The following is a 24,234-nucleotide window of genomic DNA, read 5'->3' on the forward strand; positions in this document are numbered from 1 at the left end:
TCTTCGAGCCGAACACGAGGACGATCACCAGAACCAGGAGCACCAGGTGCCACGGCTCAAGTGCGTTGCGGAACATAGTCTTCACCTTCTCACTGAGGCGGGGCAGCAGTGCATGTGACCGGTCGGACAGGTGTCTGACCATCGTGCTGGCAGCGATCGTATCGTCAAGGGATGAACACGAGACCATCCCTGTGCGTACTTCCGCTTCTACGGACCGTGCCTTCTTCTCCGGACCACGACTAGCAGAGTACCCAGCCGCGAGGGCGAAGTGCCCTATAGCGCACGACGTTCGGAAGCTCACAGGAGTTCCCGGTGTGGCTCACAGGGAGTCTGCCGCCCGGGTCGCGCTCACGGTCGCCTGCTCCAGGTCCTCGGCCGCCCTGTTGATACGACGCGCCGCGTCCGAGACCTGCCTGCCCAGGCGCTGCGTCTCCAGGAAGACGCGGACGGCGAGCACACCGAGGACGGCAAGTCCCACGAAACCCAGAGCTACTGCGAACATCGGCCAGAACATGAGCCGAGCCTAGACGGTCCTGGACAGTTTCGTTCGATCAGCGGACGGGCCGGAGGGAGAGACCCGCGCCGTGGAGTCCGGCCAAACAGTTGGCGGCGCTCTTCTCGTACAACTGATCTTGACAGGCGACATTGATCTCCGTTTAGTATCGGCTCGACCTGAGGCCGGGGGAACGCCGATAACTGTCGTCCATGAAATGGATCGACGGTCAAGCCGTTGTGTTTCCCTTGGCTTTCATCCACACAATTCCATGGGGGAAACATGAAGCTCAAGCAGCGCTTCAGCCTCATCGCTGCCAGCTCTGTCGCAATTCTCAGCATAACCGCCGCCACGCCGGCGAGCGCGGCCACCATGTCGGCGGATGCCGTGCACCGCGGCAGTATAGGCTGCTTCAACTTTTCCTGGGGGGACGGAAGCGTCACCTGGACCATCTACTACCACAACACCTGTAACGTGAAGTCGGCCATCGCGGGCACCACCAACGGACTGGTCAACAACAAGTGGTGCGCCGATGTGGCCGCGGACGGCCACGGGCACACCGTGGTGTACAACAAGCCCATGACCTTCGCCTCCGCCAAGGGCGGTCACTGCTGACCTGCCGCAAGGCGAAATTCCCGCCGGTCCGGCAATTTCGTTCGGCCCACTGCGGGTGGTAATGCCTCGCCACTGTTCGGGGGCCGGGTCACACCAATGTGACCCGGCCCCCTCGTGTTTGATTTCCGAATGGGAGAAAAAGCCTGCGCCTGGTCCTGCGCTGAATGTCATCGCCGATATGAGCCGCCATGCCGCCGGTAACCGGTCAGTGCAGCCGTAGGGTTCTGACCCCGCCCCCGGTGAGCAATTCGATGATGCGCTCCCCCGCCGGCTTGCGCACGGACGCGGCGCACTCCGGGCAGGTGAAGGAGTAGAACGTCGTCTTGCTGCTGGCGCCGATCACCAGTCGCAACGAGCTCGCACCCAGTTCGAAACGGGCCCGGCAGTCCGGGCAGCCGGCTCTGAACACCACGTCGGCCACGCGTCGCATGCCGGCGAACGCCGTCCGCACCGACATCTCCGCCACCCCGGGTGCCTGCGGCGCACCCGCCGCGGCACCCGACTGCTCCGACGCACCAGACATCGCCGACATGCTCACAGACCCTGCTCCTGCCTGTCGTACAGCCCGTCCTGAACTCCGCCCGGCTCGTCGTACGCCGCGAGCGCCTCACGGGCCGCCCGGCGGGCGCTCTCCGCGAGGTCCGGCGGCGACACGATCCGGCCGTCCCGCCCGAGCCGCAGCGCCAGTCGTCGCAGCGATGCCGGGTCCGGGGTCCGCAAGGTGATACGCAGCCCGCCGTCCGGCAGCTCATCCGCCCGGTCGTGCGGGTAGTACTCGGCGACCCAGCGCCCGGCCGGGCCGACCTCGACGACCACCTCGGGGTCCTCGGCGGCGGGCTGCACCAGCCCCGCCGACAGATCCCGCAGCTCGACCTCCGGCGGCGCCGACGGCTCGTCCAGGATCCTGATCTCGGCGACCCGGTCGAGCCGGAACGTGCGGCGCGCCTCGGAGCGGCGGCACCACGCCTCCACATAGGTGTGCCCGACGCTGACCAGGCGGATCGGGTCGATCTCGCGCTCGGTGACCTCGTCACGGGCCGGCGAGTAGTAGCGGATCCACAGCCGGCGGCGCTCGGAGATCGCACGGTCGACGTCCGCGAAGACGCCGCCCTCCGACTCGAACGTCACCGACAGGCGTGAGCTGGCGCCCGCGGCCTCACCGGCGGCGGTCTCCACCTTGGCGGTGGCGCGCAGCAGCGCCTGCCGGTCGCCCTCGCGCAGTCCGGGCAGGGTGGCCACGGCCCGCGCGGCGACGAGCAGCGCGGTCGCCTCGTCGGCTGCCAGCCGCAGCGGCTCGGCGGCCTCCGCGCCGAGGGCGGCGGGGTTGTGCCACCAGATGCGCTCACCGTCGGTGTCGATGTCGAGCAGATCGCCACCGCGGAAGCTGGTGCCGCACATGGGCAGCACATCGAGGTCCGAGACCAGCTCGTCCTCGGTGATCCCGAAGGCCCGGGCGACGTCCTCGATGCGCGCGCCGGGGCGCTCCCGCAGATACGTCACCAGCGAAAGCATCCGCCGCGTCTGGTCGATGGCGTTCGCGGGCCTGGCCGGCTTGGCTGCCACTGTGCTTCGTCCCCCTCCTCAGCCCTTGGCCACGGCACGCAGCCGGTCCACCACATCGGCCCGCAGCTCGGCAGGCTCCAGGACCACCACATCGGGCCCGAACTCGACCAGCCAGGCATCGAGGCCGTGCCCGTACGGAATCTCCAACTCGTCCCAGCCGTCACCGAGTTCCCGTACGACGGTGGCTTTCGCCCGAAGGGGATAGCCGGCGCCCGAACGCAGCCGGATGCGGGCCGAGCGGTCCGCGGTCTCCCCCGCCCAGCTCGCCACGGTCTCCCGGACCGTGACCACGTCGGGCACCGGCGCGGTGAAACCGCCGCTGCGGCTGCGCACCTTGCCGGTGATCCGCGACAGCCGGAAGACACGCTCCGCGCCCCGGTCCCGGTCCCAGCCGGCCAGGTACCAGTGACCGCGCCAGCACTCCAGCGCCCACGGCTCCACCTGCCGGGGCTCGGGGCGGGCGGCGGTGGCCTTGCGGTACTCGAAGACGACGGGGCGGCGGTCCCGGCAGGCCAGCATCAGCGGCTCGAAGGCGGCCTCGTGCACGGGGATACGGGGCTCCAGGGCGCCATGGACCTCGTACGGGTCGACGTCCTCGGGCAGACCCGCGGCGCGCAGCTTCTGCAGCGCACCGCTCGCCGCACCGGCGAGCCGGGCCTGCTGCCACACCTTGGCGGCCAGGCCGAGCGCGGCGGCTTCCTCGGCGTCGAGCGTGATGGGCGGGAGCCGGTTGCTGTCGTGGCGGGCGAGATAGCCGATCTCGCCGTCCAGATTCTCCACGGTCTCGATGACCAGGCCCAGCTCGCGCAGATCGTCCTTGTCGCGCTCGAACATCCGGTTGAAGGAGTCGTCCGACCCCGCCTCGAGATAGGCCTCGATGGACTCGCGCAGCTCGCGCTTGCTGAGCGGCCGCCGCGTCCCGAGCAGACACAGCGCCAGGTTCATCAGCCGCTCGGCCTTGGCAATGGCCATCGACGCCCTTCGCCTCCCTATGGTGCTTACGATCGACGACCGTACCGCTCGCAGCGGGCACGGCAAAGCCGAGCGCCCATGCCCGCACGGGCATGGGCGCAAGATGATCGGTTCCGATCACCCCTGTCACACCGGACGCACCCCACTCGGGCCGTGGCACGTGGGCGCGAGGCCCGCCCGAGCGGGCGCCGGTGACCGGAGATCGGATCAGACCGCGACCAGGTCGCAGACGAAGATCAGCGTCTCGCCGGGCTTGATGCGCGCGCCGGCGCCACGGTCACCGTAGGCGAGGTGCGGAGGGATGGTCAGCTGGCGGCGGCCGCCGACCTTCATGCCCTGCACGCCCTGGTCCCAGCCCTTGATGACCTGGCCGACGCCGAGCTGGAAGTTCAGCGGGGCACCACGGTTCCAGGACGCGTCGAACTCCTCACCGGTGGAGAAGGCCACGCCCACGTAGTGGACGGAGACGGTGTCGCCCGCCTTCGCCTCCGGACCGTCACCCTCCCAGATGTCCTTGATCTCGAGGTCGGCCGGCGGCTCGCCGCCCGGGAAGTCGATCTCGGGCTTCTCGATGCTCACGTCAAAAGCTCCTGCTTGTTGGGGTTGAGGCCATTACGGCAAGACCGACATTCTCACATCGCCACGAGGGTTTACATCTTCGCCAGGATGTCCACCGAGAACACCAGCGTGGAGTCCTTCTTGATGCCGCTGCCCTGGGGCGGATTGTCGCCGTAACCCAGCTTCGGCGGGATGACGATCAGGACCCGGCTGCCCACCTTCTTGCCGGTGAGCCCCTCGGCCCAGCCCTTGACGACCTGCTGCAACGAGAACGACGTCAACTGGCCGTGGCCGTAGGTGGAGTCGAACTCCTTGCCGGTGTCCCACAGCACGCCCTTGTACTGCACCAGGACGGTGCTGTCCGCCGCGACCTGGTCGCCGGTGCCCTCGATCACGTAGTTCGCGACCAGGCCCGTCGGCGGCTTCGCCTTCGGGACGACGATGGACGGGGCCTTGCCGTCGGTGTTGGTTCCGACCTTCGGCAGTTTCGCGTCGTTCTGCGCCACGACCTTGCCCTTGGCCGAGCTCTTCGCGTTGAACGAGTTCTGGATGTCCACCACGAACACCAGCGTGTCGCTGCCCTTGATGCCCGCCTGGGTGTTGCCCTGCGAGCCGTAGCCCCAGGCCGGGGGCACGGCCATCAGCACGCGGCTGCCGACCTTCTTGCCCTGGAGCGCATACCGCCAGCCGTCGATGATGCCGCCCTGGGCGAGCTGGATGACCAGAGGCGTCTTGCGGTCGTAGGAGTTGTCGAAGACTTTCGCCGTGTCCCAGACCTGGCCCAGGTAGTGAGCCTGGATGTAGTCGTTCTCCGCGACGATCTGGCCGCTGCCCGCGATCACCGTCTTGACCGCCAGGTCCTTGGACGGCGCACCCGGGCCCTTCGCCACGGTCGGCTTCTCGCCGAATTTGGTCCCGGCGGTGATCGCCGGCAGCGGCCCCTCCACGATCTTCGGCGGCGGCGCGGCGGACGGAGCCGTGGCCGGGGCCGAGGGGGAGGGACTGTTGCCGGTCTTGCTCTTGCCGGATCCACTGTCGCCGCATCCGGCGAGCGTGACCAGTCCGGCGGGCAGAGTGGCAAGGAGCAGCGAGCGTCGGCGCACGATGGGGCCTCGTATCGATCGATCTTGACGGTTGCGCGCAACTCTACGGCGTGACAAGGGCGCCGTACGGCAAACGTACGGCGCCCGCGTTGCGTTCCGGCTACCCGCCCGAACGAAACCTCACATACCGGCGATCAGCTTCTCCACCCGGTCGTCCACCGAACGGAACGGGTCCTTGCACAACACGGTCCGCTGCGCCTGGTCGTTCAGCTTGAGATGCACCCAGTCGACCGTGAAATCACGCCGCTGCTCCTGGGCCCGCCGGATGAAGTCGCCGCGCAGCCGCGCCCGAGTGGTCTGCGGGGGAACCGACTTGCCCTCGAAGATCTTCAAGTCGTTGCAGATCCGGGTGGCTTGGCCCTTCTTTTCCAGCAGGTAGTACAGACCACGACGACGGTGGATGTCGTGATAGGCGAGGTCTATCTGCGCGACCCGCGGATGCGACATCGTCATGTTGTGCTTGGCGCGATACCGCTCGATGAGCTTGTACTTCATCACCCAGTCGATTTCGGTACCGATCCGGTCGAGGTCCTCCGACTCGATCGCGTCGAGCGTACGGCCCCACAGCTCCAGGACCTGTTCGACCGTGCCCGTACGGATGCCGCGGCGCTCGCAGAAGTCCACGGCCTTCTCGTAGTACTCGCGCTGGACCTCCAGCGCGGAGGCCTCGCGCCCGCTCGCCAGGCGCACCTTGCGGCGGCCCGTGATGTCATGGCTGACCTCGCGGATGGCCCGGATGGGGTTCTCCAGGGTGAGGTCCCGCATCACCGTGCCCGCCTCGATCATGCGCAGCACCAGGTCGGTGGCGCCCACCTTGAGCAGCATCGTCGTCTCGGACATGTTCGAGTCACCGACGATGACGTGCAGACGGCGGTAGCGCTCGGCGTCGGCGTGCGGCTCGTCCCGCGTGTTGATGATCGGCCGGGAACGCGTGGTCGCGGAGCTGACGCCCTCCCAGATGTGCTCGGCGCGCTGGCTCACGCAGTACACCGCGCCCCGAGGAGTCTGCAGCACCTTGCCGGCGCCGCACAGCAGCTGCCGTGTGACCAGGAACGGAATCAGGATGTCCGCGAGCCGGGAGAACTCCCCGTGCCGCGCCACCAGGTAGTTCTCATGGCAACCGTATGAGTTGCCGGCCGAGTCCGTGTTGTTCTTGAAGAGATAGACGTCGCCCGCGATTCCCTCCTCGTGCAGGCGGCGCTCGGCGTCGACCAGCAGCCCCTCGAGAATGCGCTCACCGGCCTTGTCGTGGGTGACCAGTTCGATCACATTGTCACACTCGGGTGTCGCGTATTCCGGATGTGAGCCCACGTCGAGATAGAGGCGGGCACCGTTGCGCAGAAAGACATTGCTGCTACGGCCCCATGACACGACACGGCGGAAGAGGTACCGCGCCACCTCGTCAGGCGACAGGCGGCGCTGTCCCCTGAACGTGCACGTGACGCCGTACTCGTTCTCCAGCCCGAAAATGCGGCGGTCCATGACTGAACATTACGCCCGATCCCCCGAGCTGAAACGGGGTTCGACAGCACGGTTTGGATCATTTTCCGATGAAGCCGCAACCAACGCGCCCTCCCCGGGAGCTGCCAGGACCCGTCCGGTGGCCAGCAGGACCAGCAACGACACGGCCCCCGCGACACCCGGCACCGCGAACCCCCACCGGGTCCCGCCCGCCTCCACGACCGGCCCCGCCACCCCCGTACCGACCGACGCACCCACGGTGAACGTCGTCACAAGCCAGGAGAACGCCTCGGTGACCGTACCCGTCGGCGCATGCCGGTCCACGATGATGAACGCGCAGGCGATGCACGGTGCGAGGAAGACCCCCGCCAGCACCGTGAGCAGCACCATGGCCACCGCGCCCGGCACCAGCGTCAGTGGCAGATAACACACCGCCAGAAGCCCCACCAGCACACGCAGTCGCCGCTCCGGCGCACCGCGCCACTGCCGCGCGCCGTACAGCGTGCCTCCGGCGAGCGCGCCGAGCCCCAGCCCGGCCATCAGCCACCCGTACACCGCGTCCCCGCCGTGCCCGTCGGCGTACGACACCGACGCCACCGTGATGGAACCGAGCGCGATCCCGACGGACAGGAACGCCCCGAGCAGCACCAGCAACCCCGGCGAGCGCAGGGCACCGAGCCAGTGCGCGGCGCGCGGCGCCGACCGCCACGCGCGCGACGGCGGCGAGACGACCACCGACAGGGCGCCCAGCACCCCGAGAACGCTCAGCATCACGAGCGCGACCCGGGCCGACCACAGGGACGCGCAGAGCGTCACCAGCAGCGGTCCGACGGTGAACATCACCTCCTGGGCCACCGCGTCCATCGCATACGCGGTGTGCACCTGCTCCTCGCGGCGCAGCACGGACGGCCACAGCGCCCGCAGGCCGCCCTCCAGGGGCGGCGTGAACAGGCCCGCGACCGCCATCGCGGCATACGCCACCACACGCGGCTCCAGGCCCGTCAGCGCGAAGGCGGTCATGGCGAGGGCCGAGACCAGCGCGGCGGGCAGCTGGACGCGCGGCTGTCCGTGCAGATCGACCAGCCGGCCGAGCAGCGGCTGCCCTGCGGCGTTCGCCACCCCGTACACCGCCGCGAGCGCGCCCGCGAGGCTGTACGTACCGCCCTCGGCGCGCACGAACAGCACCACCGCGATCGCCGCGGTGGCGTTCGGCAGCCGGCCCACGAGCGTCCCGACGAGCAGACGGGTGGCGTGCTTCGCCCTCAGGATCTCCAGATAACCCGCGGCCATCCCGCCCTCTCTCGTGTCGTTCCCACGGGACGTTGTACGTATAACGTCTCCCGTCATACGTACCATGTGCGCTGTCCACGAGTCCAGACGAAAGAGCAGGCCCACGGTGGCATCAGGTAGCACGCGACCCACCAGCCGCGATGTCGCCCAGGCCGCCGGAGTCTCCCAGGCCGCGGTCTCCCTGGTCCTCGGCGACAAATGGCGCGGACGCGTCTCCGCGGCCACCGCCGAACGGGTACGCGAGGCCGCCCGGGAACTCGGCTACCGGCCCAACCTCGCCGCACGCAACCTCCGCCTCGGCCGCACCCGCACCGTCCTCCTCGTCGTCCCCGCCCTCACCACCGAGTTCTTCGCGGGGGTCTACACCGGAGCCGCGCGCGTCGCCGCCGAGCACGGCTTCGGCGTCGTGCTCTACCCCTCACCCGAAGGCGTCGGCCCCGCCAGGGACCCCTTCCACTCCGCACAGGCGGCCCTCGACGGCGTGATCGCCTCCTCCATGGCCGCCGACGCCCTCACCGCCATCCACGGCGACCAGCTCCCCCTCGTGATGCTGGACAGCGACCCGCACGGCAGTCTCGGCGCGGCCACCGTCAACCTCGACATCGCCGACGGCGTACGCCAGGTGGCCGACCATCTGCTCGCCCTCGGCCACCGCCGCTTCCTCCACCTCGCCGCCGACGTCCCCTCCTGGACCTTCCGCATTCGCGCGCAGGCACTGGCCGCACGCCTCGACGGCGCACCCGGCGCCACCCTGCGCACCACCCGCGCGCCCATCTCCATCGAGGACGCCCTCGCCGCCGCCGAAGCCGCCCTCGCCGCCCCCGGCCCCCGGCCCACCGCCCTCGTCTGCGACGACGACAAGCTCGCCGCCGGCGCCTACAAGGCCGCCCGGCGCCTCGGCCTGCGCGTCCCCGAGGACCTCTCCGTCACCGGCCTCGACGACCTCGCCCTCGCCACCGCCCTCGACCCGGAGCTGACCACCGTCCGGCTCGACGCGGAGCTCTTCGGCGAACGCGGCATGGAGGCCCTCCTCGCCGTCCTGGACGGCCGGACGCCGGAACAGGGAGACATCCCCGTCGAGCTCGTCGTACGGGGCTCCACGGCCCCGCCCCGCCCCTGAGACACACCCCGGGCACGACGCCGCGCGCCCCGGCCGGAAGGGGCCGGGGCGCGCGGCGGTGCACCAGATGGACGTCACGCCTCTCGTGAGGCGTGACGTCGGATCACTCCTCGTCCTCGGCGGACTCGGCCTCCGCCTCCGCGACGGTCCTCGCGCCGTCGACCTGTAGCAGTCGGGAGAGCTGCCGGCCCACGATCCGCTTGAACTTCCGCGCTTGCGGACGAGTACGGTCCAGCACCGCGACCTCGAGGCGCTCGGCGGGGATCTCCCGCTCGCTGCCGTTGGTGTCCCGGGACAGCGCCTGCACCGCCAGCTTCAGCGCCTCCGCCAGGGTCATGCCGTCCCGGTGGCGCTGGTCCAGGAAGCTGCTGATCTGCTCCGCGTTGCCGCCCACCGCCACCGAGCCGTGCTCGTCCACGATCGACCCGTCGTGCGGCAGACGGTAGATCTGGTCGCCCTCCGGGGTCTCCCCCACCTCGGCGACCACCAGCTCCACCTCGTACGGCTTCTCCGCCGCACTCGAGAAGATCGTGCCCAGCGTCTGGGCGTACACGTTCGCCAGACCGCGGGCGGTCACATCGTCCCGGTCGTAGGTGTAACCCCGCAGGTCGGCGTAGCGGACCCCGCCGATGCGGAGGTTCTCGTACTCGTTGTACTTGCCGGCCGCCGCGAAACCGATCCGGTCGTAGATCTCGCTGAACTTGTGCAGCGCACGGGACGGGTTCTCGCCGACGAACACGATGCCGTCGGCGTACTGCATCACGACCAGGCTACGGCCGCGCGCGATGCCCTTGCGGGCGTACTCCGCCCGGTCGGCCATGGCCTGCTGCGGGGAGACATAGAACGGCGTCGACACCGGTTATCCGTCCCTTTCTGTCAAAGTCACACGATCACCTTCACCACAACCAGGCCCGGCGTCAGAGCAAGGCGGCCTTGGGGCCGTCCGGCTGTTCCAGACGGTGCTGAAGGACCGCACGGGCGATGTCACCCGCCTCGTCCTCGGTGAGCCGGCGGAAGCCGTCCTCGGTGATCACGGTGACGATCGGATAGATCCGGCGGGCGACATCGGGACCACCGGTCGCCGAGTCGTCGTCTGCCGCGTCGTACAGAGCCTGGACCACCAACGTAGTGGCCTGCTCCTCGGTCAGATCATCACGGTAGAGCTTCTTCATGGCCCCGCGCGCGAAGATCGAGCCGGAACCCGTGGCCGCGTAGCCGTACTCCTCGGAGCGGCCGCCCGTCACGTCGTAGGAGAAGATACGGCCCCTCTCCCGGTCCAGGTCGTACCCGGCGAAGAGAGGCACCACGGCCAGGCCCTGCATGGCCATGCCGAGGTTGGAGCGGATCATGGTCGACAGGCGGTTCGCCTTGCCCTCCAGGGAGAGCTGGGTGCCCTCGACCTTCTCGAAGTGCTCCAGCTCCAGCTGGAACAGCTTCACCATCTCCACGGCGAGACCCGCGGTGCCGGCGATGCCGACCGCCGAGTACTCGTCCGCCGGGAACACCTTTTCGATGTCCCGCTGAGCGATCACATTGCCCATGGTCGCGCGGCGGTCACCCGCGAGCACGACGCCCCCCGGGAACGCCGTGGCCACGATGGTGGTGCCGTGCGGGGCCTCGATCACGCCCTGGGTGGGCGGCAGCTGCCGTTTGCCGGGCAGCAGCTCGGGCTGGTGCTCGGAGAGGAAGTCCATGAAGGACGCCGACCCGGGCGTCAGGAAGGCGGCCGGTAGACGCCCGGTGCTACGAGGGTTGGCTTCCACGCGTTTCCTTCCAGGTAGTCGGCAGCTCGGTGCATCACTTCGGGGTCGTCCCCCAACAGGCCGAGGCCGGAATTGCAGTTGAAGCACAGTACGCCACGGACCCTACCCGTCTCATGACTCTGATCAACCTGGGTCGCCGGGGCCGCCCGACAGACACGGCGGACACCCCCGCGGGAGGCCGTCAGCCGGTCACGCCCGGCTGCACGGATCGGTCTCTCCGCGGCCCTGGCCGTAAGTGTGAGCCTGCGGGACAGCAGCAACCGACGGAAGCCGACCCACCCACGGCCCGCCGGCGCACGAGACCCGACGCCGGCGCGCATGCGCGCCGACGTGCTGCGAGCCGTCGAGATCCGTCCGCTCGACGGAGAAGGCCGCGCACGGCGTGACCTCGCCGCACCGCCCGCAGCACTTCACCTACGGCCTGGTCGTCACCCCTACCCCTCGTTCACCTTCGATGCAAAGGGAAAAGGGGCCTACTGCCCACCCTTTTGAACGAAGGAGCGCACGAAATCCTCGGCGTTTTCCTCGAGGACGTCGTCGATCTCGTCCAGAACCGAGTCCACGTCGTCGCTCAGCTTCTCGTGTCGCTCCTTGAGGTCGTCGGAGGCCTGCGCGTCCTGCGCCTGCTCCTCGACCTCCTCCGTGGAGCGCGTGGCCTTCTGCTGTCCGCCGCCGGTGTCCTTGGTCGCCATAACCCTCACCCCGCTCAGTTCGCCCGACATGGTCGGCATTCCTGCCGATCGGTGATGATCAGACCCTACAAGCCCGGTCCGACATCGGCCCCGTTGTTGCTCCAAGTACGGGGACCGCCTCGATGATTCCCGGACGCCGGGACTTACTACCCTGCCCGGCCGAGGCGCCCGCACACCCGCTCAGCCGCCGGAGAGCACCCTGACCAGGTCCTCCGCAGTACGGCAGCGGTCCAGCAGCTCCTTGACGTGATTACGCGTTCCGCGAAGCGGTTCGAGGGTTGGGACGCGCTGCAGGGAGTCCCGGCCCGGCAGGTCGAAGATCACCGAGTCCCAGGAGGCCGCCGCGACGTCGTCCGCGTACTGCTCCAGACAGCGGCCGCGGAAGTACGCGCGCGTGTCCTCCGGCGGCTTTGTGCGGGCCCGCTCGACCTCGGCCTCGTCCAGGAGCCGCTTGACACGGCCCCGGGCCGCCAGACGGTTGTAGAGGCCCTTCTCGGCGCGTACGTCGGCGTACTGGAGGTCCACCAGGTGCAGCCGGGCGGCGTCCCAGTCGAGGCCGTCGCGACGCCGGTAGCCCTCCATCAGCTCCCGTTTGGCTACCCAGTCCAGTTCGCCGGCCAGACTCATCGGGTCCCGCTCCAGACGGTTGAGCGTGTCCTCCCAGCGGGCCAGGACATCCTTGGTCTGATCGTCGGCGTCGGTCCCGTAGCGCTCCTCCACGTACTTGCGCGACAGCTCGTAGTACTCCATCTGGAGCTGGACGGCGGTGAGCGTCCGGCCGCTGCGGAGCGTGACGAGGCGCTTCAGTCCGGGGTCGTGGGAGACCTGATGGAGGGTGCGTACGGGCTGGTCGACGGCGAGGTCGACGGCGATGAAGCCGTCCTCGATCATCGACAGGACCAGGGCGGTCGTGCCCAGCTTGAGATAGGTCGAGATCTCCGACAGGTTCGCGTCGCCGATGATCACGTGGAGGCGTCGGTACTTCTCGGCGTCCGCGTGCGGTTCGTCCCGTGTGTTGATGATGGGCCGTTTGAGTGTCGTCTCGAGTCCGACCTCGACCTCGAAGTAGTCCGCGCGCTGGCTGAGCTGGAAGCCGTGCTCGTGACCGTCCTGGCCGATGCCGACGCGGCCGGCGCCGGCGATGACCTGGCGGGAGACGAAGAAGGGCGTGAGGTGGCGCACGATGTCCGAGAACGGGGTCTCCCGCTTCATCAGGTAGTTCTCGTGCGTGCCGTAGGAGGCGCCCTTGTTGTCGGTGTTGTTCTTGTAGAGGTGGATCGGCTGGGCCCCGGGAAGCTGGGCGGCGCGTTCCGCGGCCTCGGCCATGATCCGCTCGCCGGCCTTGTCCCAGAGGACGGCGTCGCGGGGGTTGGTCACCTCGGGAGCGCTGTACTCGGGGTGTGCGTGGTCGACGTACAGTCGCGCGCCGTTGGTGAGGATCACATTGGCCAGGCCGATGTCCTCGTCGGTGAGCTGGCTGGCGTCGGCGGCCTCGCGGGCGAGGTCGAAGCCTCGCGCGTCCCGCAGCGGGTTCTCCTCCTCGAAGTCCCAGCGGGCCCGGCGGGCCCGGTGCATCGCCGCGGCGTAGGCGTTGACGATCTGGGATGAGGTGAGCATGGCATTGGCGTTGGGGTGGCCGGGGACGGAGATGCCGTACTCCGTCTCGATGCCCATTACTCGCCGTACGGTCATGCGGCCCTCCTTGCCAGGCGGCGCCCTCGGTCGGGGGCGGCGCTCAAGTACCGCTGGTGCTCCGGTGCGCGTGCGGTGCCCGTCCCCGCACGGCGCGACGCGGCGGTACGAAAGAGCCTAGAACGCCTTTGCGCTGGTGGGGAGATCATTTGCGTCATTGCCTTGCTCCGGACGTGTCCGGAAAAGCGTCGGCTGCGGGTGCCCGGTGACGGGACCCGCAGCCGCCTGCCTTTTACAGGTACTGACCGGTGTTCGCCACCGTGTCGATGGAGCGTCCGGTGTCCGCGCCCTGCTTTCCGGTGATCAGCGTACGGATGTAGACGATCCGCTCGCCCTTCTTTCCGGAGATCCGGGCCCAGTCGTCGGGGTTGGTGGTGTTGGGCAGGTCCTCGTTCTCCTTGAACTCGTCCACACACGCCTGGAGGAGGTGGGAGACCCTGAGGCCCTTCTGGCTGTGTTCCAGGAAGTCCTTGATCGCCATTTTCTTGGCGCGCCCGACAATGTTTTCGATCATGGCGCCGGAATTGAAGTCCTTGAAGTAGAGGACTTCCTTGTCACCGTTGGCGTAGGTGACCTCGAGGAAACGGTTCTCGTCGGACTCGGCGTACATCTGTTCCACGGCGGTCTGGATCATGCCCTGGACAGTGGCTGCCTTGTCGCCCCGGTGCTCGCTGACGTCGTCGGCGTGCAGGGGGAGGTTCTCGGTCAGGTACTTGCCGAAGATGTCCCGGGCCGCTTCGGCGTCGGGACGCTCGATCTTGATCTTGACGTCGAGCCGGCCGGGTCGCAGGATCGCGGGGTCGATCATGTCCTCGCGGTTGGAGGCGCCGATGACGACCACGTTCTGCAGACCCTCCACACCGTCGATCTCGGCGAGCAGCTGGGGGACGATGGTGTTCTCCACGTCCGAGCTGACGCCGGAGCCGCGGGTGCGGAAGAGGGACTCCATCTCGTCGAAGAAGACGATGACGGGGGTGCCCTCGCTGGCCTTCTCCCGGGCACGCTGGAAGACGAGGCGGATCTGCCGCTCGGTCTCGCCGACGTACTTGTTCAGCAGCTCGGGGCCCTTGATGTTCAGGAAGAAGCTCTTCCCGGAGGCCTGGCCGGTCACCTCGGCGACCTTCTTGGCCAGGGAGTTGGCCACGGCCTTGGCGATGAGGGTCTTGCCGCATCCGGGAGGGCCGTAGAGCAGGACGCCCTTGGGCGGGCGCAGTTCGTGCTCCTTGAAGAGGTCGGGATACAGGTACGGCAGCTCGACCGCGTCGCGGATGGCCTCGATCTGGCCCGAGAGGCCACCGATCTGCTCGTAGCCGATGTCGGGTACCTCTTCGAGGACGAGCTCCTCGACCTCGCTCTTCGGTACGACCTCGTAGACATAGCCGGAGCGGGGTTCGAGCAGAAGGGCGTCGCCGGGACGGATGGTGACGTCCAGCAGCGGCTCGGCGAGCCGTACCACCCGTTCCTCGTCGGTGTGCCCGAGCACCAGGGCGCGCTCGCCGTCCTCGAGGACTTCCTTGAGGGTGACGATGTCCCCGACGCGCTCGTACTCCATGGCCTCGACCACGTTGAGCGCTTCGTTGAGCATCAGTTCCTGGCCGCGGCGGAGTTCCTCGAGCTCCACGCTGGGGCTGACGTTCACCCGGAGCTTGCGGCCCCCGGTGAAGATGTCGGCCGTGCCGTCCTCGTTCGCCTGCAGGAAGACACCGAAGCCGGCCGGCGGCTGGGCGAGCCGGTCGACCTCCTCCTTGAGGGCCACGATCTGGTCGCGGGCCTCACGGAGCGTGTTGGCGAGCCGCTCGTTCTGTGCGGACACGCCGGCCAGGTTGGTCTGCAGCTCGACGATCCGCTCTTCGAGAATCCTCGTGTGTCGCGGAGAGTCGGCGAGCTTGCGGCGCAGGACGGCGATCTCCTGCTCAAGGTAGGCGATCTGCCCGGCCGGGTCTTCGGACCCGCGTCCCGGGCGGATGCCGCGGTTAATGTCGTCGTCGTGGGCTGCCACGGTCCTCACCTCCTCCAAGGGGAGCTGGACGCTTCCAGACCCTACCTGGGTGGGTGTCGATTGAAACCCCTAGATCACAAAGACTGTCGAGGTGTGTCCGATCTTCACCCTTGCGCTCTCCCTCACGCCAGGGGAATACCCACCGAACATGATTGGAAAGCGGCCGAAGGTAGGGTCGGGGTGTTCAACACCCGTCAGGGCTGGCCGGATTCCCGGCAGCTCTGCGAAGAAAAAACGGCAGGAGAGATGACCGTGCAGCAGGCCGGAGTCGACAGCGAGGCGCTGGAGGTCTGGATCGACCAGGATCTGTGTACCGGTGACGGCATCTGCGCCCAGTACGCGCCCGAAGTGTTCGAGCTGGACATCGACGGCCTGGCCTATGTGAAGGGCCCGGACGACGAGCTTCTGCAGGCCACGGGCGCCACAACGCCCGTGCCGCTGCCGCTTCTCACGGATGTGGTCGACTCGGCGCGGGAGTGCCCCGGCGAGTGCATCCACGTACGTCGGGTTTCGGACAAGGTGGAGATCCACGGCCCTGACGCCGAGTGATCGTACGACCACAGACTGTCATTCATGTCTGTTTTCTCACACCGGGTTCGACCGGCCGACGCCGGAACGCCCCCGGGCGGCCATGAGCCGTGGGGTCCCGGGGGCGGTGAGCCGTGTCACACGGTCCGGGCTCCGGAGGGGGTGGAGCGGATGAACGAGCCGCCCTTCCACTGCCATTCGGCGGAGCTCTTCACGTCGGGGCAGCAACTCGGTACGTCGGGCGAGGAGTAGCCGAGCATGCTCGCGGTGACGGCGGCGTCGTGGACGGCGAGGCTCGTGACCGTGAGGCGGTCCTTGGTGTCGACGAGGGTGGCGACCACACGGGGTTCGGGGGCGTCGGCGGCCTGGGTCAGGACGTAGGCGGCGTCGGGCGGCGTGCCCATGCTCGCGTCGCAGTGGACGACGGCCACGGTCTCGGGGCGGCCGTCGCCGTCGAGGTCGCCGGTGGCTCTCTTCGCGACGAGGACCTTGGTGGGGCCGCAGTCGAGGGGGAAGTGGACCTTGGCGGGGTCGGGCGGCAGGGCCGCGACCGGGGCCGCTTTGGTCCGGACCTGGGGCTGGGCCGCGGTCGCGGCGCCGGGTTGCAGCAGGGACGTCAGAGCGATCACGCCGGAGACCGCGGTGGCTGTGGCGACCCAGTGGATGGGCCGGGTGGTGGTGTGCGCGAGTTCCGGAACGGCGGGGTGCTGCACGAGAGAAGTGTCTCCTGTGAGGGCTGCCGGTGGGGTGCCCCGCATCGTGCCACACGTCACAGTACGGGGGAACGGCGGGTGCCCGCTTCCTCTGATGCCTCGGGTTCCGGACTGCCTCGGAGTCTCAACGCGCGAGCGCCGTGGTGGAGTTCCGCGAGGGGTGCGGGAACTCGGCCACGGCGCTCGTACGTTGGATCGGGTGCGGGGCCCGGCTCAGCGGCCGGAGCCTCCGTCCGCGTTGGGACCGGCGTAGTCCTCGCCGTACGCGCCCTTGGCGGGGCGACGGCGGCGCATGGGCGGTTCGACGCCGTCCGCGAGGCGGCGGGCGGTGAGCAGGAAGCCGGTGTGGCCGATCATCCGGTGGTCCGGGCGGACGGCCAGGCCCTCGATGTGCCAGTTGCGGATCATCGTCTCCCAGGAGGTCGGCTCGTTGAAGCAGCCGATCTCGCGGATGGACTCGACGGTCCGGGCGAGCTGGGTGGTGGTGGCCACGTAGCAGCACAGGATGCCGCCGGGGACGAGCGCCTTGGAGACGGCCTCCAGGCACTCCCAGGGGGCGAGCATGTCGAGGATGACGCGGTCGACGTCGGTGTCGCTCAGGTTGTCCTGGAGGTCGCCGACGGTGAGCTGCCAGGCCGGGTGCGGGCCGCCGAAGTAGCGCTCCACGTTCTGCTGGGCGATCTCGGCGAAGTCGGCGCGGCGCTCGTAGCTGTGCAGCATGCCCTGGTCGCCGATGGCGCGCAGCAGGAAGCTGCTGAGCGAGCCGGAGCCGACGCCGGCCTCCACGACGCGGGCGCCGGGGAAGATGTCGGCGAAGGCGAGGATGTGCCCCGCGTCCTTGGGGTAGACGACGGCTGCCCCGCGGGGCATGGACAGGACGTAGTCGGGGAGCAGGGGGCGCAGCGCGAGGTAGGCGACGTTCCCCGTGGTGCGGACAACGCTGCCCTCGGGTGCGCCGATCAGTTCGTCGTGCGGGAAGGAACCCTTGTGGGTGTGAAAGTTCTTCCCGGCCTCGAGCGTGAACGTGTAGTGGCGGCCCTTGGGGTCGGTCAGCTGTACCTGGTCCCCGACCTTGAAGGGCCCGCGACGGCGGGCGGCACCGGTCGGTTCGGACATGTGACCAGCCTACCGGTCGCCGGAGGGGCCGCCGACCACGCTCGCAGGCCGGGGCCTCAGCTGGGGCGGGCCATGGCCTTCACGAAGGCGCGCTCGACGTCCGCGGCGGACAGGACGCCGTAGATGTCGCCGTTCTCCTCGACGACGAGGTACTCGGTCGCGGGGGCGGCGCGCAGGGCGTCGAGGAGGTCCTCGCCGGCGAGCTCCGCGGAGACGCGCATGCCGTCGGTGAGGTCCTGGGCGAGTTCGCTGGCGTTGACCCAGGGCCGGCGGTGCTCGGGGACGCCGACGATGGCGGACTCGCGCACGAGCGAGAGCGGCTGGCCGTGGCCGTCGACGACGACGAGGGCCCGTGCGCCGGCGGCGTTGGCGCGGCGCAGGGCCTCGGACAGCGAGGTGTTCGTCTCGACGGGGACCGCGCGGCGGGTGAGGGTGCGGGCGCGCAGTTCGGGCAGGTGCTCGCGCAGCCGGGCCATGCGGAGGCTGTTGCCGGCACCGGTCCAGATGATGGCGGCGAGGATGGCGGCGAGCAGGGCGTCGGTGACGGTGTCCATGCCCACGTTGTCCTCGGCGGTGGAGCCGAGGGCGCCGGACTGGGTGAGCAGCGGCAGGCCGATCAGGACCGCGATGGCGAGGGCGCGGCCGACCCAGGCGGCGGCGACGGTGCCGCTCATCGGCCGGCCGGTGATCTTCCAGACGACGGCGCGCAGCATGCGGCCGCCGTCGAGGGGGAGGCCGGGGAGCAGGTTGAAGGCGGCCACGATGAGGTTGGAGATCATGAGGCCGGCCAGCAGGACGCCGGGGACGGTGCCGGGCTGGACGGGCTTCATGGCGAGGTAGAAGATCCCGGCGAGGACCAGGGAGAGCAGGGGGCCCACGAACGCGAGGACGAACTCCCGGCCCGGGGTCTCGGCCTCCTTCTGGATCTCGGAGACGCCGCCGAAGAACTGGAGCTGGATGCGGCGCACCGGGAGCTTGAAGCGCAGGGCGGCGACGGTGTGGGCCAGCTCGTGGACGAGCACGGAGGCGTAGAAGGCCACCGCGAAGAAGAGGGAGACGAGATAGCGGGTGGCGCCGAGCTGGGGCAGCACCCGGTCGAGCTGGCCGCCGAACACCCAGGTGATCAGGGCGGCGACGAGGAACCAGCTGGGGGCGACGTAGACGGGGACGCCGAAGGGCCGGCCCATGAGGATGCCGCCGCCGGGATCCTTGGGGCGTTGCGGGGGGCGTCCCTGGCCGTCGGCTCCGGAGTGGGCGTGGCTCCGGGGGGCGTGCGGGTCGTGGCCGAAGGGTGAGGGTGCGGCCTCGGGGTCGTCGGGCCGTGCGGGGTCGGAGCCGGGGGTGGGCGACGGCGTGGTGGCGTCGTGGGGCTCGGAGGCCGTTCGGCCGCCGGAGTGAGCCGGGCCCGGGGAGTCGGGCTCGACGGCGTGCTCGTCGTTGCCGCCCGGCCGGGTGCCCTGATCGTCCGTGGCCGCGGTCGGTCCGCCGTCGGCGGGCTGCGCCTGCTGCTGCTCGGGGCGCGCGGCGTCGGCGGGCCGTGCCGTGGGGGCCGCCTCGGGGTCGGTCGTCCCGCCGTTGCCGGGGCGCGGCTGTCCGCTCCCGCCGCTCTCGTCCACGATGTCCCCTCGATCGAAGCGTCTCCCCGGCCCGGGTGGTGCCGGGTGGGAGGGTCTGGGTCGATGGTATGCGGCCGTCGCGTCGTGTTTCGCCCCGGCACCCCCTCTGTTCTCTCCGCTGACTCACGGGCCGTTCGGCCCGCCGTTGCGCGGAAAGCCATGCCGTGCCGGTGCCCGGATCCCGTCGGGCCGCGACGGGCGCGGCTGTGTCACTGTCAGTGGCGGGCCGTATCGTCTGTGGGCATGGATACCAGCACCGACGGCTCCGCCGAGCAGCCCGCCGTGGCCGCCGCGCCTCCGGAGTCACTGTCGCCCTCGCGCGCCGGCGACTTCATGCAGTGTCCGCTTCTCTACCGCTTCCGGGTGATCGACAAACTGCCCGAGAAGCCGAGCGAGGCGGCGACCCGGGGCACGCTGGTCCATGCGGTGCTGGAGCGGCTGTTCGACGCTCCCGCCGTCGAGCGGACCGCGCCCCGGGCCAAGTCGCTCATCCCGGGCCAGTGGGACCGGTTGCGGGAGACGAGACCGGAGGTCGCGGAGCTGTTCGCGGACGATCCGGAGGGTGAGCGGCTGGCGCGCTGGCTGGGTGAGGCGGAGCAGCTCGTGGAGCGCTGGTTCTCGCTGGAGGACCCGACCCGGCTGGAGCCGGCCGAGCGCGAGCTGTTCGTGGAGGCGGTGCTGGACTCCGGGCTGAAGCTGCGCGGGATCATCGACCGTGTCGACGTCGCGCCCACGGGAGAGGTGCGGATCGTCGACTACAAGACGGGCAAGGCGCCCCGGCCCGAGTACGCGGAGGGCGCGCTGTTCCAGATGAAGTTCTACGCCCTGGTGGTGTGGCGGCTGAAGCGGGTCGTGCCGCGGCGGCTGCAGCTCGTCTATCTGGGCAGCGGCGATGTGGTGACGTACGACCCGGTGCCGGCCGATCTGGAGCGCGTCGAGCGCAAGCTGCTCGCGCTGTGGGAGGCGATCCGGCTGGCGACGGAGACGGGCGACTGGCGCCCGCGCCCGACCAAACTGTGCGGCTGGTGCGATCACCAGGCCGTCTGCCCGGAGTTCGGCGGCACTCCCCCGCCGTATCCGCTGCCGGTGCGGGGCCCTGACGGGGTCGTGGCTGCGGGTCCGGGGGGCGTCCCCCGGCAGACACAGCCGCTGCCGGTGCAGACCACCCACGAGGACACGGCCGAGGTCCCGGCGGCCGGCCCCGGGGAGGTGTGGTCGGCGGGGGTCGGGGCGCCCGAACCGCAGGGCTGCGAGCAGGGCAGAATGGGGCCGGACTAGCGAAGGAGACTTACGTGGCCATCCGCGTCCTACTGGTCGACGACCAGCCGCTGCTGCGCACCGGCTTCCGGATGATCCTGGAGGCCGAGCAGGACCTCGCGGTCGTCGGCGAGGCCGGAGACGGCCTCCAGGCGCTCGACCAGGTGCGCGCGCTCCAGCCCGATGTGGTGCTGATGGACATCCGCATGCCGCGGATGGACGGGGTGGAGGCGACCCGGCAGATCACCGGGCCCGGGCGGGACGGCCCGGCCAAGGTGCTGGTGCTGACCACCTTCGATCTCGACGAGTACGTGGTGGAGGCGCTGCGCGCCGGTGCCAGCGGCTTCCTCCTCAAGGACGCGCCGGCCAACGAGCTGGTGCAGGCGATCCGGGTGGTCGCGGCGGGCGAGGCGATGCTCGCGCCGAGCATCACGCGCCGTCTGCTCGACAAGTACGCGGGACATCTGCCGTCCGGGGACGAGCCGGTTCCAGACACCCTGCACACCCTCACCGAGCGCGAGGTGGAGGTGCTGAAGCTGGTGGCGCGCGGGCTGTCCAACGCCGAGATCGCCGCCGACCTGTTCGTCAGCGAGACCACGGTCAAGACGCATGTGGGTCATGTGCTGACGAAGCTGGGGCTGCGCGACCGGGTGCAGGCCGCGGTGTACGCGTACGAGAGCGGCCTGGTGCGCCCCGGCGCGCAGTAGTCACGCGCCCCGGGGGCAGCCCGGGGTCCTCACGGTCGCTTCGAACGGCCCGTCGGCGATGAGCTGTCGGGCGATGTTCCGCAGACGCATGCAAAGACCCCCGGGCTGTTCGGCCCGGGGGTCTTGTCAGTCCGGATCGGATCAGCCGCTCACACCGCGGCCGAGCTCCCACAGCTGCAGCGTGGAGGAGGAGTTCATCGCGTACTCGCTGCCCGTGATGTCGTCACGGGTGGCGACGTACTGCTTGCCCTGCCACAGCGGGAGGATCGGCACGTCGTCGGCGACCTTGTCCTGGATGTCGGTGAGGCTCTTCGACGCGTTGAGACGGTCGGCCTGGCGCCGCGACTGCGGGATCAGCGTGGTGCGGATCTCCTCGTTGTCGTACGGCGAACCGAGGGTGTTGTCCTTGTCCAGGAACGGCGCCAGGTAGTTGTCCGCGTCCGGGAAGTCGGGGAACCAGCCCATGCCGTAGACGTCGTACGCGCCCTTCTTCTCGGCCGGGCGGAACTTGTCCCACGGCGTGCCCTGGACGTCGACGTTGAACAGCCCGCTGCCGTTGAGCTGCTCCTTGAGCACCTCGAACTCCTTGGCGGTGGCCGGGCCGTAGTGGTCGGTCGTGTAGTGCAGGGTCAGCTTCACCGGGGTGGTGATGTTCGCCTTGTTCAGCAGCGTGCGGGCCTTGGCCACGCTCGGGTCGCTGTACTTGTTGAAGAAGGCGTTGGAGTGGCCGGTGATGGTGGCCGGGACCAGTGAGTACAGCGCCTGGGCCTGGGAGCCGTACACCTTGGAGACCAGGGCGCTGCGGTCGATGACCTGGGCCATGGCCTGGCGGACGGCCTTGGACTTCACCGACGCGGCGTCGGTGTTGAAGCCCAGGTAGCGGATTTCGAGACCCGGCATCTCCACGAGGTTGATGTTGCCGGACGTGTCGTTCTGGAGCTTGCGGATCTGGTCCGGGGACATCTGACGGGTCATGACGTCGATGTCGCCCTTGTCGAGGGCGGCACCCATGGCGTCGGCGTCCTTGAAGGACTCCAGAACCACCTTGTCGTTCTTGGGCTTCAGCAGACCCTTGTACGAGGGGTTCTTGGTGAAGGTCGCCTTGACCAGCTCGTTGTTCGAGACCTCGGCCTGCATGGTGTACGGGCCGGAGCCGTCGACCTGGAAGCCGTCGCGCAGCTTGTTCTTCTCGTAGTCCTTGGGGTTGACGATGCCCGCGACCGGCGTCGACAGCTTGAACGGGAAGGTGGCGTCCGCGGTCTTCAGGTGGAAGATGACCTGGTCGTCGCCCTGCGTCTCGACGGTGTCGATCGTGGACAGCAGCGCGAAGACACCGCTGTCGGCCTTCAGGGAGAGGGCACGCTCGATGGAGAACTTCACGTCGGCCGCGGTCACCGCGTCGCCGTTGGCGAACTTCAGGCCGCTGCGCAGCTTGCAGGCGTAGCGCTCGTTGCCGGTGTCGGTGAAGCCGCAGCTCTCGGCGGCTTCGGGCTCGGGTTCGCCCTCACCGCGGGGCTGGGCCATCAGCGTCTGCACGGTCTGCCGCAGGATGTTCCAGGTGCCGACGTCGTACGCGTACGCCGGGTCCACGGGCGCGGGCGTGTCGCCGGTGTCGGTGAACCGGTCGGTGGTGCCGACGACGATGGCGTCACCGCTCTTGCCCCCGCTGTCGGACCCGCCACAGGCAGCGAGGACGGGGGTGAGCAGACCGACGACGGCCGGCAGCACCAAAGTCTTGCGGTTCATGCTCGAGTTTCTCCAGGGCTGTTGGATCCGTGTACCCGTCAAGCATGGGTGGCGCGAGGGATCACGGGGTTGTGGCGATGTTCTCGCGATGAGATTAGTCCGCGCCCGCACGAGGGTTCACCGCCACCGGAGTTGAGTTCCCATCACGCAGTGAAACCGGTTGCGGACGCACCGAAAGACCGCTCGGGGAAGGATTCGTGCAGCGTTCCACCAATCGGGACACAAGGGCGCGCCGGAGGCGTCCGAACAGGGGGGATCGGCACACTTCGCCCCCCACTGTCGACCCCCTTGCATGTGGCGAACGTCACACGTCAAGGTCCGCCGGACCGTACCCGAATTCGGCTGGGCAGCCGGGTATTAATTCATTCCGTTGGACACCCGGCGGTATTGCGTCCATTCGGGATGCACGCTGGGTGAACGATCAGCGCATTTCCGTCATCAAACCACGGAGAAATGGCAGGTCTACCTCTTCGAGAGAGGTCACCACGGTGCGACGGGGGGCGGGGGCGATGGGAGCGACCGACGGCACGGCGACCACCAGGCAGCCCGCTGCCTCGGCGGCCGCGACACCGGTGGCGGTGTCCTCGACGACGGCGCAGCGGGCGGGGTCCGCCCCGAGGCCCGAGGCCGCCAGCAGATAGGGGTCCGGGAACGGCTTGGTGCGCTCCACCTCGTCCCCGGCGACGGTGAGCGTGAAGTACTGCGGGCCGATCGAGGCCAGGACCCGGTCGATGATGCGCCGGTGCGAGGCGGAGACCAGGGCGGTGGGGATCTCGTGCGCCGCCAGTTCGGCCAGCAGCCGGGCCGCGCCGGGCATCAGGGGCAGTCTTCGGTCGATGCGGTCCTCGAACCCGTCGTTGAGCAGCACGCTGAGTTCGTCGAGGGTGATGTCGGCGCCGGTGGCCTCGATCAGGAAGCCCGCGCTGCGCGCCATGGGGCCGCCCACCACGACATGGCGCCAGGACTCGTCGAGGGTGTGGCCGAGCGAGGCGAAGACCTCGACCTCGACGTCCCACCAGAATCCCTCGGTGTCCACCAGTGTGCCGTCCATGTCGAGAAGAACAGCCTGCAGGGCGGAGCCTTCGGCCGTACGGGTTCCGAGCGCGGGGACCGTGGTGGTCATCCGGCGTACCTCCTTCAAGGGACAACCAGGCCGGTTCCCGGAGGGGGAACCGGCCTGCGGTGGACCGACCAGTGTACGACGGTCGCGGGGAAAGTGCGTGGTGACGC

At 69.4% G+C, this 24,234-nt stretch carries 24 protein-coding genes; 5 read left to right on the forward strand and 19 right to left on the reverse strand.

Translation table 11 applies throughout. The features are described 5' to 3' along the window. Positions 1 to 319 precede the first annotated feature (319 nt). Complete coding sequence (locus ACFY2Z_RS27740) at positions 320 to 514, reverse strand: hypothetical protein (RefSeq protein ID WP_311699136.1); 195 nt, start codon at positions 512 to 514, stop codon at positions 320 to 322. Positions 515 to 775: 261 nt separating this feature from the next. Here ACFY2Z_RS27740 and ACFY2Z_RS27745 point away from each other — a divergent pair, with 261 nt between their 5' ends. Continuing rightward, complete coding sequence (locus ACFY2Z_RS27745; protein ID WP_390746819.1) at positions 776 to 1,108, forward strand: hypothetical protein; 333 nt, start codon at positions 776 to 778, stop codon at positions 1,106 to 1,108. A gap of 205 nt (positions 1,109 to 1,313) precedes the next feature. On the opposite strand, the gene ACFY2Z_RS27750 is transcribed toward ACFY2Z_RS27745, so the two are convergent. The 7 genes from ACFY2Z_RS27750 to ACFY2Z_RS27780 all read right to left on the reverse strand — a co-directional run bounded on the left by ACFY2Z_RS27750 (position 1,314) and on the right by ACFY2Z_RS27780 (position 8,055). Further along, positions 1,314 to 1,631 (reverse strand): hypothetical protein, encoded by a 318-nt coding sequence (locus tag ACFY2Z_RS27750; RefSeq protein WP_390746820.1) that lies wholly within the window; start codon positions 1,629 to 1,631, stop codon positions 1,314 to 1,316. An 11-nt stretch (positions 1,632 to 1,642) separates the two neighbouring features. Further along, the gene (locus ACFY2Z_RS27755; RefSeq protein ID WP_390746821.1) at positions 1,643 to 2,671 is read right to left on the reverse strand and encodes a helix-turn-helix transcriptional regulator; all 1,029 of its coding nucleotides are present in this window, start codon (positions 2,669 to 2,671) and stop codon (positions 1,643 to 1,645) included. A gap of 18 nt (positions 2,672 to 2,689) precedes the next feature. Continuing rightward, a complete protein-coding gene (locus ACFY2Z_RS27760) occupies positions 2,690 to 3,643 on the reverse strand; it encodes a helix-turn-helix transcriptional regulator (protein WP_390746822.1) in 954 nt (317 codons plus the stop codon). Positions 3,644 to 3,850: 207 nt separating this feature from the next. Further along, a complete protein-coding gene (locus tag ACFY2Z_RS27765) occupies positions 3,851 to 4,222 on the reverse strand; it encodes an FKBP-type peptidyl-prolyl cis-trans isomerase (RefSeq protein WP_355924607.1) in 372 nt (123 codons plus the stop codon). A gap of 71 nt (positions 4,223 to 4,293) precedes the next feature. Further along, complete coding sequence (locus ACFY2Z_RS27770; protein ID WP_390746823.1) at positions 4,294 to 5,304, reverse strand: FKBP-type peptidyl-prolyl cis-trans isomerase; 1,011 nt, start codon at positions 5,302 to 5,304, stop codon at positions 4,294 to 4,296. A 120-nt stretch (positions 5,305 to 5,424) separates the two neighbouring features. Then, a complete protein-coding gene (gene pafA, locus ACFY2Z_RS27775; RefSeq protein ID WP_059125684.1) occupies positions 5,425 to 6,786 on the reverse strand; it encodes a Pup--protein ligase in 1,362 nt (453 codons plus the stop codon). Positions 6,787 to 6,795: 9 nt separating this feature from the next. Continuing rightward, complete coding sequence (locus ACFY2Z_RS27780; protein ID WP_390746824.1) at positions 6,796 to 8,055, reverse strand: MFS transporter; 1,260 nt, start codon at positions 8,053 to 8,055, stop codon at positions 6,796 to 6,798. A 106-nt stretch (positions 8,056 to 8,161) separates the two neighbouring features. Between ACFY2Z_RS27780 and ACFY2Z_RS27785 the strand changes: the two genes are divergently transcribed. Further along, positions 8,162 to 9,175: a LacI family DNA-binding transcriptional regulator gene (locus ACFY2Z_RS27785; protein ID WP_390746825.1), complete on the forward strand. Its 1,014-nt coding sequence runs from the start codon at positions 8,162 to 8,164 to the stop codon at positions 9,173 to 9,175. 103 nt (positions 9,176 to 9,278) lie between these two features. On the opposite strand, the gene prcA is transcribed toward ACFY2Z_RS27785, so the two are convergent. From prcA to arc, 6 genes are all read right to left on the reverse strand, one after another. After that, on the reverse strand, positions 9,279 to 10,031 hold the full coding sequence (prcA, locus tag ACFY2Z_RS27790) for a proteasome subunit alpha (RefSeq protein ID WP_390746826.1): 753 nt from the start codon (positions 10,029 to 10,031) through the stop codon (positions 9,279 to 9,281). Between the two features lie 61 nt (positions 10,032 to 10,092). After that, positions 10,093 to 10,938, reverse strand: coding sequence for a proteasome subunit beta (gene prcB, locus ACFY2Z_RS27795; RefSeq protein ID WP_390746827.1), 846 nt, complete (start codon positions 10,936 to 10,938; stop codon positions 10,093 to 10,095). Continuing rightward, entirely contained in the window at positions 10,890 to 11,258 is a 369-nt protein-coding gene (locus ACFY2Z_RS27800) for an endonuclease domain-containing protein (RefSeq protein ID WP_390746828.1), read from the reverse strand. The genes prcB and ACFY2Z_RS27800 overlap by 49 nt, the downstream gene beginning before the upstream one ends. Positions 11,259 to 11,411: 153 nt before the next feature. Continuing rightward, positions 11,412 to 11,630, reverse strand: coding sequence for a ubiquitin-like protein Pup (locus ACFY2Z_RS27805; protein ID WP_181794039.1), 219 nt, complete (start codon positions 11,628 to 11,630; stop codon positions 11,412 to 11,414). A gap of 180 nt (positions 11,631 to 11,810) precedes the next feature. After that, positions 11,811 to 13,322 (reverse strand): depupylase/deamidase Dop, encoded by a 1,512-nt coding sequence (gene dop / locus ACFY2Z_RS27810; RefSeq protein WP_390746829.1) that lies wholly within the window; start codon positions 13,320 to 13,322, stop codon positions 11,811 to 11,813. Positions 13,323 to 13,554: 232 nt separating this feature from the next. Continuing rightward, complete coding sequence (gene arc, locus ACFY2Z_RS27815) at positions 13,555 to 15,321, reverse strand: proteasome ATPase (protein ID WP_390746830.1); 1,767 nt, start codon at positions 15,319 to 15,321, stop codon at positions 13,555 to 13,557. Positions 15,322 to 15,567: 246 nt separating this feature from the next. On the opposite strand from arc, the gene ACFY2Z_RS27820 reads away from it, so the two are divergent. After that, positions 15,568 to 15,870 carry a ferredoxin gene (locus ACFY2Z_RS27820; RefSeq protein ID WP_365166775.1) on the forward strand — a complete coding sequence of 101 codons (303 nt, stop codon included), beginning with the start codon at positions 15,568 to 15,570 and terminating at the stop codon, positions 15,868 to 15,870. Positions 15,871 to 15,986: 116 nt separating this feature from the next. On the opposite strand, the gene ACFY2Z_RS27825 is transcribed toward ACFY2Z_RS27820, so the two are convergent. From ACFY2Z_RS27825 to ACFY2Z_RS27835, 3 genes are all read right to left on the reverse strand, one after another. Then, positions 15,987 to 16,562: a hypothetical protein gene (locus ACFY2Z_RS27825; RefSeq protein ID WP_390746831.1), complete on the reverse strand. Its 576-nt coding sequence runs from the start codon at positions 16,560 to 16,562 to the stop codon at positions 15,987 to 15,989. 213 nt (positions 16,563 to 16,775) lie between these two features. Continuing rightward, on the reverse strand, positions 16,776 to 17,678 hold the full coding sequence (locus ACFY2Z_RS27830; protein WP_311697799.1) for a tRNA (adenine-N1)-methyltransferase: 903 nt from the start codon (positions 17,676 to 17,678) through the stop codon (positions 16,776 to 16,778). Positions 17,679 to 17,734: 56 nt separating this feature from the next. Next, positions 17,735 to 19,294 (reverse strand): site-2 protease family protein, encoded by a 1,560-nt coding sequence (locus tag ACFY2Z_RS27835; RefSeq protein WP_390746832.1) that lies wholly within the window; start codon positions 19,292 to 19,294, stop codon positions 17,735 to 17,737. A 243-nt stretch (positions 19,295 to 19,537) separates the two neighbouring features. Here ACFY2Z_RS27835 and ACFY2Z_RS27840 point away from each other — a divergent pair, with 243 nt between their 5' ends. Together ACFY2Z_RS27840 and ACFY2Z_RS27845 are read left to right on the forward strand one after the other, a co-directional pair. Further along, complete coding sequence (locus tag ACFY2Z_RS27840) at positions 19,538 to 20,572, forward strand: RecB family exonuclease (protein ID WP_390746833.1); 1,035 nt, start codon at positions 19,538 to 19,540, stop codon at positions 20,570 to 20,572. Between the two features lie 14 nt (positions 20,573 to 20,586). Next, positions 20,587 to 21,258 (forward strand): response regulator transcription factor, encoded by a 672-nt coding sequence (locus ACFY2Z_RS27845; RefSeq protein WP_010988071.1) that lies wholly within the window; start codon positions 20,587 to 20,589, stop codon positions 21,256 to 21,258. A gap of 141 nt (positions 21,259 to 21,399) precedes the next feature. Here ACFY2Z_RS27845 and ACFY2Z_RS27850 read toward each other — a convergent pair whose 3' ends face one another. Both ACFY2Z_RS27850 and ACFY2Z_RS27855 read right to left on the reverse strand, forming a co-directional pair. Continuing rightward, a complete protein-coding gene (locus ACFY2Z_RS27850; RefSeq protein WP_390746834.1) occupies positions 21,400 to 23,004 on the reverse strand; it encodes an ABC transporter substrate-binding protein in 1,605 nt (534 codons plus the stop codon). A gap of 421 nt (positions 23,005 to 23,425) precedes the next feature. Then, on the reverse strand, positions 23,426 to 24,127 hold the full coding sequence (locus tag ACFY2Z_RS27855) for an HAD family hydrolase (RefSeq protein ID WP_390746835.1): 702 nt from the start codon (positions 24,125 to 24,127) through the stop codon (positions 23,426 to 23,428). Positions 24,128 to 24,234 lie beyond the last annotated feature (107 nt).

It is taken from the genome of Streptomyces sp. NPDC001222, assembly GCF_042896945.1.
Classification (GTDB): Bacteria; Actinomycetota; Actinomycetes; order Streptomycetales; family Streptomycetaceae; genus Streptomyces; species Streptomyces gibsoniae.